The organism is Saccharothrix sp. S26 (genome assembly GCF_021390395.1).
In the GTDB taxonomy this organism is placed as follows: Bacteria; Actinomycetota; Actinomycetes; order Mycobacteriales; family Pseudonocardiaceae; genus Actinosynnema.
In genome coordinates, this window is the sequence record NZ_JAJUWT010000017.1 from 42455 (window position 1) to 58117 (window position 15663).

12 protein-coding genes and 1 pseudogene are annotated in these 15663 nt (G+C 72.2%); 2 read left to right on the top strand and 11 right to left on the bottom strand.

All coding sequences use genetic code 11. The features are described 5' to 3' along the window. Positions 1-9: 9 nt before the first annotated feature. From narI to LZG04_RS26270, 4 genes are read right to left on the bottom strand one after another with little or no spacing between them, the layout of a single operon-like run. Positions 10-735, bottom strand: a complete 726-nt coding sequence (narI, locus tag LZG04_RS26255) for a respiratory nitrate reductase subunit gamma (RefSeq protein ID WP_233821525.1) — start codon at positions 733-735, stop codon at positions 10-12. After that, complete coding sequence (gene narJ, locus LZG04_RS26260) at positions 732-1406, bottom strand: nitrate reductase molybdenum cofactor assembly chaperone (RefSeq protein WP_233821527.1); 675 nt, start codon at positions 1404-1406, stop codon at positions 732-734. Before narJ ends, narI begins: the two co-directional genes overlap by 4 nt. Beyond that, positions 1403-3142 carry a nitrate reductase subunit beta gene (narH, locus tag LZG04_RS26265; protein ID WP_233821529.1) on the bottom strand — a complete coding sequence of 580 codons (1740 nt, stop codon included), beginning with the start codon at positions 3140-3142 and terminating at the stop codon, positions 1403-1405. Before narH ends, narJ begins: the two co-directional genes overlap by 4 nt. Next, positions 3142-6771, bottom strand: a complete 3630-nt coding sequence (locus LZG04_RS26270; RefSeq protein WP_374202890.1) for a nitrate reductase subunit alpha — start codon at positions 6769-6771, stop codon at positions 3142-3144. Before LZG04_RS26270 ends, narH begins: the two co-directional genes overlap by 1 nt. A 677-nt stretch (positions 6772-7448) precedes the next feature. Between LZG04_RS26270 and LZG04_RS26275 the strand changes: the two genes are divergently transcribed. Then, positions 7449-7952, top strand: coding sequence for a GNAT family N-acetyltransferase (locus LZG04_RS26275; protein ID WP_233821534.1), 504 nt, complete (start codon positions 7449-7451; stop codon positions 7950-7952). A gap of 73 nt (positions 7953-8025) precedes the next feature. Here the strand turns inward: LZG04_RS26275 and LZG04_RS26280 are convergent, their stop codons facing one another. Both LZG04_RS26280 and LZG04_RS26285 read right to left on the bottom strand, forming a co-directional pair. Further along, positions 8026-8613: a TetR/AcrR family transcriptional regulator gene (locus LZG04_RS26280; RefSeq protein ID WP_233821535.1), complete on the bottom strand. Its 588-nt coding sequence runs from the start codon at positions 8611-8613 to the stop codon at positions 8026-8028. Between the two features lie 110 nt (positions 8614-8723). Continuing rightward, entirely contained in the window at positions 8724-9083 is a 360-nt protein-coding gene (locus tag LZG04_RS26285) for a helix-turn-helix domain-containing protein (RefSeq protein WP_233821538.1), read from the bottom strand. A 79-nt stretch (positions 9084-9162) separates the two neighbouring features. Between LZG04_RS26285 and LZG04_RS26290 the strand changes: the two genes are divergently transcribed. Beyond that, positions 9163-10143 (top strand): zinc-dependent alcohol dehydrogenase family protein, encoded by a 981-nt coding sequence (locus LZG04_RS26290; protein WP_233821540.1) that lies wholly within the window; start codon positions 9163-9165, stop codon positions 10141-10143. 9 nt (positions 10144-10152) lie between these two features. Here LZG04_RS26290 and LZG04_RS26295 read toward each other — a convergent pair whose 3' ends face one another. The 5 genes and pseudogenes from LZG04_RS26295 to LZG04_RS26315 form a co-directional block, all read right to left on the bottom strand. Continuing rightward, entirely contained in the window at positions 10153-11403 is a 1251-nt protein-coding gene (locus LZG04_RS26295) for an APC family permease (RefSeq protein ID WP_233821542.1), read from the bottom strand. 259 nt (positions 11404-11662) lie between these two features. Then, on the bottom strand, positions 11663-12184 hold the full coding sequence (locus LZG04_RS26300) for an EF-hand domain-containing protein (RefSeq protein WP_233821544.1): 522 nt from the start codon (positions 12182-12184) through the stop codon (positions 11663-11665). A gap of 132 nt (positions 12185-12316) precedes the next feature. Then, positions 12317-13444 (bottom strand): family 2 encapsulin nanocompartment cargo protein terpene cyclase, encoded by a 1128-nt coding sequence (locus tag LZG04_RS26305; protein WP_233821816.1) that lies wholly within the window; start codon positions 13442-13444, stop codon positions 12317-12319. Positions 13445-13794: 350 nt separating this feature from the next. After that, positions 13795-14652 (bottom strand): geranyl diphosphate 2-C-methyltransferase, encoded by an 858-nt coding sequence (locus LZG04_RS26310; protein ID WP_233821818.1) that lies wholly within the window; start codon positions 14650-14652, stop codon positions 13795-13797. A 69-nt stretch (positions 14653-14721) separates the two neighbouring features. Continuing rightward, positions 14722-15565: pseudogene (locus LZG04_RS26315) on the bottom strand (hypothetical protein); the annotation flags it as partial. Positions 15566-15663 lie beyond the last annotated feature (98 nt).

Below are 15663 nucleotides of genomic sequence, written 5' to 3' on the forward strand. Positions count from 1 at the left end.
GGATCGATGCTACTGGTGCTGATCTCCCCACGCGCGGGCGTAGCGGTTGGCGTCGGGGCGTCGCGGATCACGGCTGCGGTACACGACGTACGGCCGGACCAGGTAGCCGAGCGGTGCGCTGAACACGTGCACCAGGCGGGTGTACGGCCAGATGCCCAGCAGCACGAGCACGACCACGTTGTGCACCTGGAAGCTCAGCGGCGCGCCCGCCATCAGCTCCGGCCGCGCGGAGAACGTGAACAGGCCGCGGAACCACACCGACACCGACGACCGGTAGTCGTAGCCGCCGCCGATCAGGTTCTCGCCCACGGTGTTGACCATGCCGGTGACGATCGCGGCCGCCAGGAGCGCGTACATGACCTTGTCGCCCGGCGTGGTGGCCTGGCGCACCGTGGGCACGGTGAACCTGCGGTACAGCAGGATCGCCACGCCCGCCGCGGTGGCCACGCCCGCCAGCGTCCCGGCCGTCACCGACACCAGGTGGTAGGCGCCCTCGCCGACCCCGACGAACTCCGTCCAGCTCTTGGGCACCAGCAGGCCCAGCACGTGGCCGCCGATCACGGCCAGCAGCCCGAAGTGGAACAGCGGGCTGCCCAGGCGCAGCAGCCTGCTCTCGTGCATCTGCGAGGACCGGGTCGTCCAGCCGAACTGGTCGTGCCGGTAGCGCCAGACGTGCCCGACCACGAACGAGGTCAGCGCGATGTAGGGCAGGGCCAGCCACAGCAGCGTGCTCATCGTCGTCCTCCCGACTCGGCGTGCAGGGCGGGGTCGACCGCGAACGGCTCCAACCCCACGTCTTCCTCGGGCGGGCCCTCCGCCGCCAGCGTGGCGATCTTGCGCCGGTCCGCGTCGCTGATCTCGGGCAACGTGGCGCACACCGCGTCCAGCACGGCCAGGTACGGCGACCCGCCGTCGGCCAGCGACAACCGGATCATCTCCAGCACCGGCCGGTGCTCCACCAGCAGCCGCCGGCCCGAGGCCGGGTCGGCGGTCGCGGCGAACTCCAGCACCACCGCGAGGTGGTCGGGCAGCTCGTGCTCGCCCAGCTCGACGCCGGCCGCGCGGTAGGCGTGCTTGAACCGCAGCAACGCCATGCCTCGCTTGCGGGTGTCGCCGTAGGCGTAGTACGACAGGTGCAGGCAGTTGCGCCTGCGCAGGTCGAAGGTCTCGACGTAGTGCTGCGCGAGCGCGCTGCCCGACGTGGACCGCGCGTGGTCGATGAACGCCACCAGCGCGGGCCCGGCGGGCTCGGGCAGCGACACGGCCGCCGCCCGCAGGTCGGGCAGCATCGCGGTCATCGCCTCGTTCGGGTAGTCGATCAGGAGCGCGGCGATGCGCCACACCAGCCGGCTGTCCCGGTCCGACGCCTCCGCGACCTTCTTGTCCCGCTTGCGCAGCAGGCTCATGCGATGGCCCCGGGTTCGGGCGCGGCACCCGCACCGGCGGGCCGGTGGCCGGAGGAGCCGTTGCCGGCGGGCTGGTTGCCGGAGGAGCCGTTGCCGGTCGACCCGTTGCCCGAGGAGCCGTTGCCGGTGGACGACCCGTTGCCCGTCGTCGGGAACAGGCCCTTCGTGCTGACCCCGTCCCAGTCGAGCAGGTTGACGCGCTTGGCCTTGTCGGGCGGTGCCGCGCCGTTGGTGTCCGTCAGCCGGAACTTCTCCGCCATCACGTCGAACGCGGTCATGCCGGGCCCGCCGTCGCCGTCCAGGCTGCACCCGGTGGTCAGGGCCTCCAGCCGGTGCGCGTCGGAGCTCGCGCCGTCCGGGATCACGTACCGGTCCTCGTACTTGGCGATGGCCAGCAGGCGGTACATCGACTCGATCTCGCCGGGCGCGAGCCGCACCGACGCGGCGATCGAGTCGTCCACCTCCTCGCCGAGGTTGACCTTGCGCATGTGCGCCCGCATCGCGGCCAGCCGCTGCAACGAGGCCCGCACCGGGCCCACGTCACCGGCGGTGAACAGCTCGGCCAGGTACTCCACCGGGATGCGCAACGCGTCGATCGCGCCGAACAGGTTGCCCACCGCCTCGCCGTCGTGCCCGGTCTGCGACAGCACGTCGACCACGGGCGACAGCGGCGGCACGTACCAGACCATCGGCATGGTGCGGTACTCCGGGTGCAGCGGCAGCGCCAACTGGTAGTCGACGATCAGCCGGTACACCGGCGAGTTCTGCGCCGCCTCGATCCACTCGGCGGAGATGCCCGCCCGCTCGGCCTCGGCGACCACGCGCGGGTCGTGCGGGTTGAGGAAGACGCCGAGCTGCGCGGGGTAGAGGTCCTTCTCGTCCCGCACCGACGCCGCTTCACCGACCTTGTCGGCGTCGTAGAGCAGCACGCCGATGTAGCGCAGCCTGCCGACGCACGTCTCCGAGCACACCGTGGGGATGCCCACCTCGACCCGCGGGTAGCAGAACGTGCACTTCTCCGCCTTGCCCGTCTTGTGGTTGAAGTAGATCTTCTTGTACGGGCAGCCCGTGACGCACTGCCGCCAGCCGCGGCACTTGTCCTGGTCGACCAGCACGATGCCGTCCTCGGCCCGCTTGTAGATCGCGCCGGACGGGCAGGAGGCCGCGCAGGAGGGGTTGAGGCAGTGCTCGCAGATGCGGGGCAGGTAGAACATGAACGTCTGCTCGAACTCGAGCTTGACCTGCTCGGAGAGCTTGCCCAGCACCGGGTCCCGGCCGATCTGCGCCGGACCGCCGCCCAGGTCGTCGTCCCAGTTGGCGCCCCAGGTCACCTTGGTGTCCTCGCCGGTGATCGACGACTTCGGCCGGGCCGTGGGCGTGGTGTCCGAGGGCGGGGCGGACAGCAGGTTCTGGTAGTCGTAGGTCCACGGCTCGTAGTAGTCCGCCACCGAGGGCAGGTCGGGGTTGGCGAAGATGTTCAGCATCCGCCGCAGCCGCGAGCCGGTGCGCAGGGTCAGCTTGCCGCGCTTGTTCAGCGCCCAGCCGCCCTTCCACTTGTCCTGGTCCTGGTACTGGCGCGGGTAGCCCTGGCCCGGGCGGGTCTCGACGTTGTTGAACCACGCGTACTCGACACCGCCGCGGTTGGTCCACGCCTGCTTGCAGGTGACGCTGCACGTGTGGCAGCCGATGCACTTGTCCAGGTTCATCACCATGGCGAGCTGTGCCATCACGCGCATCAGTACTGCACCTCCTGGCTGCGGCGGCGAATGGTCGTGACCTCGTCGCGCTGGTTGCCCGTGGGACCGTGGTAGTTGAGCGCGAACGACTGCTGGGCGTAGCCGCCGATGAGGTGCGACGGCTTGATCATCAGCCGGGTCAGCGCGTTGTGGATGCCGCCGCGCTTGCCGGTCGCCTCGGTGCGCGGCACGCCGACGGCCTTGTCCTGCGCGTGGTACATGAACACCGTGCCCTCGGGCATCCGGTGGGACACGATCGCGCGTGCCACCACGATCCCGTTGCGGTTGACCGCCTCGATCCAGTCGTTGTCCGCGACCCCGATCTTCTCCGCGTCGCGGTCCGACATCCAGATCGCCTGCCCGCCGCGCGAGAGCGTGAGCATGTGCAGGTTGTCCTGGTACGCCGAGTGGATCGACCACTTCGAGTGCGGCGTCAGGTACCGCACGGTCACGCCGCCGTCCAGCGAGCCCACCGCGGGTTCGTCGAACAGCGCGGTCATGTCCAGGGGCGGCCGGAACACCGGGAGCTGCTCGCCCAGCTCGAACATCCAGTCGTGGTCGAGGAAGAAGTGCTGCCGGCCGGTGAGCGTGTGCCACGGCTTCAGCCGCTCGGTGTTGATGGTGAACGGGGAGTACCGCCTGCCGCCGGTCTCGCTGCCCGACCACTCCGGCGAGGTGATCACCGGCACCGGCCGCGCCTGCGTGTCCGGGAACGTGATCCGCTTGCCCTCGCTCTCCGCGGCCAGGTCCGCCAGGGGCGTGCCGGTCCGGCGCTCCAGGGCGCGGAAGCCCTCGGTCGCCAGCCGACCGTTGGTCGTGCCGGACAGCGCCAGGATCGCCTCGGCGACGTGGGTGTCCTTGGCCAGCGACGGGCGACCGGCCGCGACGCCGGACGCGACCGTGCCGTTGGCGCCCTTGAGGTGCTCGACCTCCTCGTCCGGGTGGACGGTGACGCCCTTGGTGGTCAGCCCCACCTGCTCGACCAGCGGTCCCAGCGCGGCCATCTTCTCGGCGATCGCCGGGTAGTCGCGCTCCACGACCACCAGCCGCGGCATCGTCTTGCCGGGGATCGGCTCGCACTCCCCGGCCTTCCAGTCCAGCACCCGTCCGCCCGGCTGCGCGGTGGCGTCGGCCGTGTCGTGGGTGAGCGCCACCGCCACGACGTCCTTGCGCTTGCCCAGGTGCTTCTCGGCCAGCCAGGAGAAGCCGCGGGCGATGCGGTGGAACGCCTCGAAGTCGGTCTTGGTCTCCCACGGTGGCGAGATCGCGGGCGAGAACGCGTGCACGTAGGGGTGCATGTCGGTGGAGGACAGGTCGTGCTTCTCGTACCAGGTCGCCGCGGGCAGCACGACGTCGGAGAACAGCGTCGTGGAGGTCATCCGGAAGTCCAGCGACAGCAGCAGGTCGAGCTTGCCGACGGGCGCCTCGTCGTGCCAGGTCACCTCCTGCGGCCGCACCCCGTCGGAGTCCCGCGCGCGCAGGTTGGTGTCCGTGCCGAGCAGGTGCTTGAGGAAGTACTCGTTGCCCTTGGCCGACGAGCCCAGCAGGTTCGCCCGCCACACGGTGAGCACGCGCGGGAAGTTCTCCGGGGCGTCGGGGTCCTCGCAGGCGAACCGCAGGTCCCCGGACTTGAGCCCGTCCACCACGTGGTCCGCGACGGGCTTGCCCAGCCGTTCGGCCTCGTCGACCAGGTCGAGCGGGTTGCGGTTGAACGTCGGGTAGCTCGGCATCCACCCCAGCCGGGACGCCAGCGCGATGTTGTCGGCCGCGGTGCGGCCGGCGAAGCGCCCCGCGCCCAGCGGGGAGGACATCACGTCCGCGGTGAACGGGTCGTAGCGCCACTGGTCGGTGGCCAGGTACCAGAAGATCGTGCCCTGCATCTGCCGCGGCGGGCGCTGCCAGTCCGCCCCGAACGCCAGCGTGGACCAGCCGGTGATCGGGCGGCACTTCTCCTGGCCCACGTAGTGCGCCCAGCCGCCGCCGTTCACGCCCTGGCAGCCGGTGAGCATGGTCAGCGCCAGGAACGAGCGGTAGATCTGGTCGGAGTGGAACCAGTGGTTGGTGCCCGCGCCCATGAGGATCATGGACCGGCCCTTGGAGCGCTCGGCGTTGTCGGCGAACTCCCGGCCGATCCGCTCGGCCGCCGCGGCGGGCACCCCCGTGATCTCCTCCTGCCAGGCGGGCGTGTACGGCTGGGTGGCGTCGTCGTAGCCGGTCGGCCACTCGCCGGGCAGCTCGTCGCGCCGCACGCCGTACTGGGCGAGCAGCAGGTCGAACACCGTGGTCACCCGCCGGCCCGCGACGACCCGCGTCGGCACGCCCCGGCGCAGCACGCCCGGCTCGGCGGTGTCGAACCGCGGCAGCGCGACCGTGACCGGGTCGCCGCCCAGCACCGACAGCAGCGGGTCGACCTCGCCCAGGTCGAGGTTCCAGCTGCCCTGCCCGGAGTCGGTGAACCGGTGCCCGAGCGAGCCGGGCGGGACCACCGGCTCGCCGTCGGCGTCGAGCAGCACCGTCTTGGACTCCGCGCCCTCGCCGGTGTCGCCGAGGTCGGCGGCGGTGAGGAACTTGCCGGGCACGTGACCGTCCTCGGTCTCGGTCAGCGTGACCAGGAACGGCAGGTCGGTGTAGCGCTTGACGTAGTCGGTGAAGTACGGGGTGGTCCGGTCGACGAAGAACTCCCGCAGGATCACGTGCCCCATCGCCATGGCGAGCGCGGCGTCGGTGCCGGGCCGGGCGGGCAGCCACTCGTCGGCGAACTTGGTGTTGTCGGCGTAGTCCGGCGACACCACGACGACCTTCTGGCCCCGGTAACGGGCCTCGGTCATGTAGTGGGCGTCGGGGGTGCGGGTGACCGGGACGTTCGAGCCCCACATGATCAGGTACCCGGCGTCGAACCAGTCCGCCGACTCCGGCACGTCGGTCTGGTCGCCGAACACCTGCGGGCTCGCCACGGGCAGGTCGGCGTACCAGTCGTAGAAGCTCAGCATGGAGCCGCCGACCAGCGAGACGAACCGCGCCCCGGCCGCGTGGCTGACCATCGACATCGCCGGGATCGGCGAGAAGCCCGCGACCCGGTCCGGGCCGTAGCGCTTGATCGTGTGCACGTGCGCGGCGGCGACCATCTCGGCCGCCTCCCACCACTCGGCGCGCACGAAGCCGCCCATGCCGCGGGCGGCCTTGTACCGGCGCGCCTTCTCGGGGTCCTCGACGACGTCGGCCCAGGCGAGCACCGGGTCCTTGAGCCGCTCCTTGGCCTCGCGGTACAGCTCCAGCAGCACGCCGCGCACGTACGGGTAGCGCACGCGTGCGGGGGAGTAGGTGTACCAGGAGAAGGACGCGCCGCGCGGGCACCCGCGGGGCTCGTACTCCGGCTTGTCCGGCCCGATCGACGGGTAGTCGGTCTGCTGCGACTCCCAGGTGATCACGCCGTCCTTGACGTAGACCTTCCACGAGCACGAGCCGGTGCAGTTGACCCCGTGGGTGGACCGCACCACCTTGTCGTAGGCCCAGCGGTCCCGGTAGAACACGTCCGCGCCGCGGCCGCCGATCTGGTGCAGCGTCCGCCCGTCCGCGGAGGTCTCGCCCCGCTGGAAGTGCCTGGCCAGTCGCAGCAGCGAGTCGCCGATCTCGGAATCACGCTCCGCACCGTCCGGACGAACGCTGCCGGCGGATGAATTCGACACGGCGATCACCTCCGAGGTAATAGTGAATCGCGAATTCGACAGCCGTCGCCAATGTCCCCTGTCGAGTCACCTTAGGGGGCCGAAGGGGTGCCTACAAGAAAGGACTGGAATCCGCACGTTATCGCACCGGGGGTGGTGCGTCGGACGTAACACGACGTTTACCCGAGCCCTCTTGCCGGTGTCCGGGCCTGGCTCGGTCAATGGTCTCTCACCTGCGCTGACGGGTCGTTGTGCGGCTCGATCCCGCCATCGGTGGCGGGTGTCGGTCGGCGGGTTCACACCCATCTTTAACATCCGAGTCACATCTTCCGGCCGTGGAAGCGTGTAGTCGTCGGCGCCTGGCGAGGGGTATCGGAAATGTCTGACCGCCGAATTCGCCCACAACGGACGGGCGGTGGTGATTCCGGTCCAGATGTGGTCAAGCGGTCCGCCACCTCCGTCGGGAGTGCTCCTGCCGGCCTCATCGGCACCGTAGCGGCCGGGTGCACGCGATCGCACCGAGTGACGGCAGCGCGCTTCGGTCGGACTTCGTCCACCACAACGGATGCCACGCGATCACTTCGTCGTGGCCGGCCTCACCGCGCTTGCTCCGCGCGGGCGTGGCGGGAGAGGCTGCGGGCGTGACTCACGCGGCTGCCACGGGCTTGTCCTCGCGTCGACCCACCGAAGCGGACCACGCGCGGGTGCTGGCCGTGCTGGAGCCGTGGTGGGGTGGTTTCAAGGGCGCGGACGGCGCGCGGGAACGGGCGCTGCTCCTGCCGCGCCTGTACTTCCAGCACTTCACCGACACCAGCTCCCTGGTCGAGCGGCCCGACGGCAGCTTGGCGGCGTTCCTGGTCGGGTTCCTCTCGCAGACCGACCAGGCGACCGCGTACCTCCACTTCGTCGGGGTGGACCCGGCCCTGCACGGGCAGGGGGTGGCCCGCTCGCTGTACGAGTGGTTCTTCGGTCGGGCCAGCGAACTCGGCGCGCGGCGGGTCGAGTGCGTCACCAGCCCCGGCAACACCGCCTCGCGCGCCTTCCACGACCGGCTCGGCTTCACCACCTCGCCGGTGCTGCCCGACTACGACGGCCCCGGCCTGGACCGGGTCGCCTTCACCCGCGAGCTCGACGATTCGGGCTGAACGCCGGGGTCAGCGGTCGGCGAACCGGAGGGGCGGCGCGTGCACCCGCTTCCCAGCGGTCCTGGTGGCCCGTTCAGCGCGTCGGCGACCGGAACCCGTCGATCAGCAGCTCGATCAGCCGGGCGCTGTGGTCGTGGCCCGGCGGTGAGTTCTCCCGCGCCCACGCGGCGGACGTGATGGCGGTGAACAGCTCCTCACCGGTGAGGTCCGGTCGCACCAGGCCCGCCTCCTGGGCGCGGGCCAGCAGCGCGCCGCCCGCGGCGTGCATCTCGGCGCACGAGTGGTGCAGCGGCGTGCCCTCGTCGTAGGTGCTGGCCGCGAGGAACCCGACCAGGCCGCGGAAGGTGCTGCAATGCGCCACGGTCTGGTGGATCCACGTGGTCAGCGCGCCGACCGGGTCGTCCGCGGCGGCCTCGATCAGGTGCTCGGCACTGGCCCGCAGCGCGTCCAGGCCGTCGCGCACCGACGCCTCGATCAGGGTTTCGCGGGTGGGGAAGTGGCCGTAGAGGGTGCCGATGGCCACGCCCGCCGCCCGGGCGATGTCCTCCAGTGCGGCGTCCGTGCCGCGGGCGTCGAACGCCTCCCGCGCGGCTTCCAGGATGCGGTCGTAGTTGCGCCGCCCGTCCGCGCGCTTGGGCCGTCGGGCCAGGTAGGCCGTCACGAGTGCCTCCAACCGGCTGGTGCGCCGCTCGGCCCAGGTTACCGGGCGACCCCACCGGCGGGGCCGGCGCCCGAACCCCGCACGGCGCGTCCACTCCGTGCACACCCGGCTCACGGCTGGTTCTTCTCCTGGAAGTCGGCGATCGCCTCGCCGTGGTCGCGGGCCCAGTCCGTGAGCACCTCGATCGGCTCGATCAGGGTGCGCCCGAGCTCGGTCAGGGCGTACTCGACGCGCGGGGGCGCTTCGGCGTACGCGTGCCGTTCGACCAGGCCGTACCCCTGGAGCCGGCGCAGCGTCTGGGTGAGGACCTTCCGCGAGATCCCGCCGATCAGCTCGGCCAGGTCACCGGGTCGCCGCGGTTGGAGGCTGAGCGCGAACAGCACGATCACCGCCCACTTGTCCGCGATGACCTCGACCGCCAACCGGGTGGGGCAGTCGGCGAGGAAGACCTGTCCGGAGGAGTTGTGCACGAAGCCGAAAGTTACCAGCGGGTTCCAATCGGCTCCGTAGCGTTCTCCCCGAATCCCCTGGCACGAAAAGGAGTCATCCATGCCACGCGTCGTGGTGTTCGACGAGACCGGTGGTCCGGAAGTGCTGCACGTGGTCGAGGAGCCCGGGTCCGAACCCGCGGCGGGCGAGGTGCGCGTCCGGATCGAGGCGTTCGCCGTCAACCCGCTCGACCGGATGGTCCGCGCCGGCCAGTCGCCGCGGCCCGTGCGGCTGCCGCACGCCCGGCTGGGCATCGAGGGCACGGGCGTCGTCGACGCGCTCGGTCCCGGCGTCACCGGGCTGGCCGTGGGCGATCCCGTGATCCTCAGCGCCCTGCCCGATTTCGAGACCCGGGGCGCGTACGCCGAGTACACCACCGTGCCGGCGAGCCGCGTGGTGGCGCGGCCCGCCGGGCTGGACGTCGTCGGCGCGGCGGCGCTGTGGGTGGCCTACTTCACCGCGTACGCCGCGCTCGTCGAGAAGGCGGGGATGCGGCCCGGCGACCACGTCCTGATCACGGCGGCGTCGGGTGGTGTCGGCCGCGCGGCGATCCAGGTCGCCAACCAGCTCGGCGCGGTCCCCCTCGCGGTGACCCGGCAGACCGCGAAACGGGACGAGCTGCTCGCCGCCGGTGCCGCCGCGGTGATCGCCACCGATCACGAGGACGTGGCCGAGTCCACCCGGCGGCACACCGGCGGTGCGGGCGCGGACGTCGTGCTGGACGCCGTCATGGGCCCGGGGCTGGCCGAGCTGTCCCTGGCCGCGAAACTCGGCGGCGACCTGGTCACGGTGGGGTGGCAGGACCCGCGGCCCGCGTCGTTCCCGGCGAACCCGTCGCTGACCATCCACCGCTACATGGCCTTCGCGGACATGGTCGAGCCGGCGATCACCGGGCGGGTCGCGGCCTTCCTGTCCGCCGGCGTCCGCACCGGCGCGCTGCGGCCCGCCGTCGACCGGGTGTTCGGCCTGGACGACGTGGTCGAGGCGCACCGCTACTCCGATCGCGGGCCGTCGGCGGGCAAGGTCGTCGTGAGGGTCTAGCCCGCTGGGTCACGGCCGTTCCGGTCGGGGGTGTCGCACCAGCCAGAGCAGCGCGCCCGCGGCCAGGACCGCCGAGCCGACGACCACCGAGGCCACGGGCAGGGTGACGGCCAGCACCAGGCAGCCGACCAGCCCGACGGCGGGCACGACCCGGGGCGGGCGGCCTTCGTCGCGGCGCAGCGTCCAGGCCGAGGCGTTGGCGATCGCGTAGTAGACGAGCACGGCGAAGGAGGAGAAGCCGATGGCCCCGCGCAGGTCCACCAGGGCGGCGAGGGTCGCGACGGTGACGCCGACGGCGATCTCGGCGTGGTGGGGCACCTGGTGGCGGGGGTGGATCGCGGCCAGGGTGCGGGGCAGGTGGCCGTCGCGGGCCATGGCCAGGGTGGTGCGGGAGACGCCGAGGACGAGCGCCAGCAGCGAGCCGAGCGCGGCCAGCGCGGCCCCGACGCGGACCACGGGTACCAGCCACGGCCACCCGGCGGCAGCGGCGGCGAGGGGGTCGGGCGCCGCGGCCGTCGCGACCGGGCCGAGGGCGGCCAGGACGGCGACCGCGACGGCCGCGTAGACCACGAGGGTGATGCCCAGCGCGATGGGGATGGCGCGGGGGATGGTGCGGGCCGGCTCGCGGACCTCCTCGCCGAGGGTGGCGATGCGGGCGTAACCGGCGAACGCGAAGAACAGCAGACCGGCCGACTGCAGGACGCCGAACGCGCTGGTCGTCCCCGGCGTCCAGGTCAGGTTGCCGGTGTCGCCGCCGACGGCCGCGGCGGTCACCACCAGCGCCAGCACGACCAGCACGACGGCCACGACCACCCTCGTGGCCACGACGGACTTCTGCACGCCGAAGTAGTTCAGGGCGGTCAGCGCGAGCACGGCGGCCACCGCCACGGCGGCACGTGCGGGTTGGCCGGCGTCGGGCAGGGCGTAGGCGGCCACGGTGAGCGCCATCGCCGCGCAGGACGCGGTCTTGCCGACGACGAAGCCCCAGCCGGCGAGGTAACCCCAGAACGGCCCGAGCCGTTCGCGGCCGTAGACGTACGTGCCGCCGGAGGCGGGGTACCGGGCCGCCAGCCGGGCGGAGGAGGTGGCGTTGCAGTAGGCGACGACGGCGGCGATCGCCAGGCCGACGAGCAGGCCCGCCCCGGCGGCACGGGCGGCCGGGGCGAAGGCGGCGAAGACCCCCGCGCCGATCATGGAGCCCAGTCCGATGGTCACCGCGCTGCCGGTGCCCAGCCGGCGGGCCAGTCGAGGGGGTGTCACGGCGTCCTCCGGGGACGTGCTGGTGTGCGGCCTCGCCAGACGGTAGCCCGAGGGCCGCGACGGGCGAACGCCGAGCCGAGGCGACCGGTGCCCCGACCCGGCGACCGGCTGATCCGCCTCGACACCGCCCCACGGACTTCTCGACGCGCCCGCGGCGACCACCCCGCCCGAAGCCGACCGCACCGCCGCGGCCGTCCGCGCGCACCTGGCCGCCCGGCTCACCGCCACCACGGGCCGAGCCGGGACGGAGGACCTCCCGCTAGACCTCGCCGAAGACGTGCGTGCCGGGCGCGTCCGCGTCGTCGCCCGCCCAGAACTCCACCCAGTGCCGGGCGAACTCGCCCTTGGAGATGTGCCCGTCACCGTTGAGGTCGAGCCGGGCGAACACGGCGTCGGTCGGCGCGTCGTCCCCGGTCCAGGCGTGGATCATCCGGCCGTACTCCGCCGCCGAGATCTCACCGTCGCCGTCCTCGTCCACCGCCTCGAACATCGACTCGGCGGTCGCCACCACCAGGTCCAGCATCGTCCCCAGGTTGCCGACCGCGGCCAGCATCTCGTCCAGGGTGACCTTGCCGTCCGGGTCCTGGTCCGACGCCGCGTGCAACGCCTCCCACCAGTCGATCACCAGCTCGCGCAACCGCTCGGCCCCGGCCCCTCCCCGCAGGCTCACCCACCGGTCGGCCAGCGCCTCGAAATCCGCGCGCTCCAGGTAACCGTCGCCGTTGGCGTCCATCGCGGTGAACACGACGGAGACCTTCTTCTGCTGCAAGTCGCTCGCCACACTGCCAACCTCGCGGGGGAACGGCGAAAGATCAATTGGCCGGTCAGGGCAAAAACGGGCACGCACGAGTGAAGTTGAGGTGACGTTCGGTGACTCCACCGTGCGGGGGTCGGCCACCCGGTGCGGGTGGCGTCAGAACTTGGTCCGGTAGCGCGGGTTGGTGTTGTGCCACTCGAAACCGCCGCCCATCCATGCGCGCAGGCCGCGCAGGAACCGCTGGAGCTCCGGTGACGGCACGGCGCTCAGGCTCGCGTGCAGCTCCTCGAAGTCGTGGACGAACTTGTTGTGCAGGGCGACCGTGGCCTCGGTCGCTTCCTCGATCGAGCAGCCCCGGTCCGCGGCGATCTGCAGCACCATGTTGCAGACGGGCTTGGCGTCCGCCGCGTCCTTCGCCACCGACAGCAGGTCGTTGACCAGGACGGACGCGGTACCGGCCTGGGTGAGGGCGCGCCGCACCCGCGGGTCGTAGTAGAGGTTGGCCGGCACCTCGTAGCCGCCGACGGGGTCCACGAGCGTCATGGAGGTGGCGAAGGTGTCGTGCTGCCGGGTGGCGAGGTACTTCCAGGCGGGCGGGTACTCGCCGGAGTGCCGCCACGCCGCGTACGTGGTCCAGCTGACGAACATGGTGAACGTGGAGTAGCAGATGCGCTGGACCTGGGCGGGGGTGCCGGCGCGTTCCAGGTGCTCGACGGCCGACCGCAGCGCCCTGAGCACCGGCTCGGCCCGCAACGCCTCCTCCAGCGGCTCGTCGAACTCGCCCGTCGGCGCGACCGGGTCCATCGCCGCCATCGCCAACGCCAGGCGCGGCGGGAGCTCGGCGGGCGTGGCGCCCATGTCGGTGTTGTCGGCGTAGAGGTCGTCGGCCGCCCACCACGCGGCGTTGAGCCGGGCCGCGATCAGCAGTTGGTCCGGGTCGTCGGTGTCGGTGTGGGTCAGCATCGCCAGCCGCCCGAACCCGGCCTTGCGGAGCTGGTCGAGCTCCTCGCCCTGGAAGCCGCACCTCTCACCCCAGCGGACCAACCGGTCGTCGACCTCGTCGGCCAGCGCGTCGTCGACCCGCTCCACCACGGGCACGTAGACGGGCGACGCCGTCCCGTCACCCCACTCCCGTTCGACGTAGCCGGGGCTCGCCGTGGGCGTGGGAGCCGGACCCGCGGCCTGGTCGGCAACCTCCCCGAGCGCGGCCGCGAACCGTGCCGCGAGCCGCACCGCGGACGTGCCGAACCCGGACGTGCCCAGGCCAGAGGTGCCCGATCCGATCGTGTCCGGCGCGGTTGTGCCGAGCCCGGCGGTGCCGTGCGGCGATGTGCGGAGCGCGGACGTGCCCGGGCCAGAGGTGCCCGATCCGATCGTGTCCGGCGCGGTTGTGCCGAGCCCGGCGGTGCCGTGCGGCGATGTGCGGAGCGCGGACGTGCCCGGGCCAGAGGTGCCCGACCCGGTCGTGCCCGGCGCGGAGGTCGTTGTTCCGGACGGGCCCGGTTCGTGCGGGGTTGGTGCCGGTGGGGTTGGTGCCGGCGGGGTGCCCGGTGCCCGGTCGGTCGAGAGCAGGCCCGCCGCCACGCCCGGACCGCGCGGGATCCGGCCGAGCGGGCCCGGGGTCGTCCCGGCGGTCATCGCACCCGGTCCGCGACGATCAGCAGGTAGTGGAAGCTGCCCTCCCGGTAGGCGGTCAGGAACGACTTCTCCACCCCCGTCGCCACCGACGACCGCTCCCGCAGCTCCCAGTACGGGATCGTCCGCGACGTCAGGTCGACCACCTCGATCGGCACGAGGTTGTTGGCGGTGAGCGCCTTGAAGTACTCGCTGCGCGCGTGGACGCTGCACGTGTAGCGCTCGTCGATCTGGCTCACGGCCTTGGACCGCCCGCCCGTCACGTCGTTGTAGCACCCGGTGATGCACACGTACCGACCGCCGTGGCGCAGGAGGCGGGAGAACTCGCCGAACAGCTCGAACAGGTCGACGTACATCGTCGTCTCGTTGGTCCACACGGCCGCGAAGTCGCCGGCCTCGAAGCCGGTGTCGAGCATGTTCTTGAAGTGGAACCGCACCTTGTCCGCCACGCCCCACCGCTCGGCCTGGGCGTTGGCGAACTCGACCTGCTTGTGCGAGATCGTCACGCCGTCCACCCGGCAACCGAACCGCTGGTGCGCCATCAGGCTGGTGCCGCCGCGGCCGGAACCGCCGTCCAGCAGCCGGTCCTGCGGCCGGATCGGGCCGAGGTGGTCCAGCAGCACGTCGGCCTGCGCGCTCTCCAACCGGTGCAGCTCGGCGATCACGCGCTCGTCGCGGGTCTCCTCGGGACCGGACAGCACCGACTCGTCGTACGGCCCCAGCCCGTAGTGGTGGTGGTAGATGCCGTCGACCTCACCCAGCTTGATGTTCACCGGGTCCTGCTCGTTGTTCCAGTACTCCGCGATGGACCGCTGGTAGTCGGTGCGCAGGACGGGGGACGCCGTGGTGGTGCTCATGCGTGCGGTTCTCCTTCGGGGTGTTCGCCCGGGCGGCGGTGCGTCGCGCCGTGCCGGAGCCGTTGTCCAGCGGGTGATCTCGACGTCGTCGAGCACGCCCAGCGCGTCGGGGACGAGCACCGCGACCGAGTGGTACGCGGTGACGCGGTAGGAGGTGATCGCCTTCGCGTCGGTGCCCATGTGCTGCACGGTCAGGCCCGGTTCGCGCTCGTGCGGCAGCCCGGTCCGGCGCAGGCCGATCACGCCTTCGTCGGCCTCGCCGGTGCGCGGCGCTGACGCCGCGCGGGCTGATCGGGATCTTGTCGCACGGCAGGACCGGGACACCGCGCCACGCCACCTGCCGGACCCCGTCGCCGACCTCGACCGTGCCGGGGTCGAGCCCGAGCCGGGTGCACTCGCGGCCGAACGCCGCGATGGTGCGCGGGTGGGCCAGGAACAGGTGCGTCTTGCGCCGGCGGCACAGCAGGTCGCCGTGCTCGCCCGCGCCGAGCCGGTGCGGCCTGCCGCGCACGACCAGGAACACCTGCTCCGCCGGGTTGCCGTACGTGACCAGCACGGCACCCGGCTCGTACTCGTGCCGCTCGGACCGCTCCGCCGGCGCGGCCGGCACGTCCGGCCGGTCGAACCCGCGCAGCGACGGCAGCTCCGCCGGGACCACCGCCGGCGCCGAAGCGGTGTCGGTGAACGCCACCCGGCCGGCACCGACGTCGTGGTCGAGCCTGTGGTTGACCCGGAATCTGCCGCCCACGGCCTCGACCCAGGGCAGCACCCTCAGCAGCCACCGCGAGGAGATGGCACGCACCTGCGGCGCGGACTTGGTCGTCGTGGCGAGGTTGCGGGCGACGGCCGGGTCGAGGCCCAGCCGGGTGGCGGGCCCGTCGGGAACCGACTCGACCGGTTGCGCGAGGGTCACGAGCACCACCCAATCCCGGTCCTGGAGCGATTTCACCGGCACGCGGTCACGGCAGGTCGGGCGCGGCGACATTCATCGCGCGGCGCCTGTTCCGGAAT

Bases quoted from the DNA above. Each gene is read 5' to 3' on its own strand.
- LZG04_RS26310 (WP_233821818.1), bottom strand. From the start codon at position 14,652: ATGAGCACCACCACGGCGTCCCCCGTCCTGCGCACCGACTACCAGCGG.
- narI (WP_233821525.1), bottom strand. From the start codon at position 735: ATGAGCACGCTGCTGTGGCTGGCCCTGCCCTACATCGCGCTGACCTCG.
- narH (WP_233821529.1), bottom strand. From the start codon at position 3,142: ATGCGCGTGATGGCACAGCTCGCCATGGTGATGAACCTGGACAAGTGC.
- narJ (WP_233821527.1), bottom strand. From the start codon at position 1,406: ATGAGCCTGCTGCGCAAGCGGGACAAGAAGGTCGCGGAGGCGTCGGAC.
- LZG04_RS26290 (WP_233821540.1), top strand. From the start codon at position 9,163: ATGCCACGCGTCGTGGTGTTCGACGAGACCGGTGGTCCGGAAGTGCTG.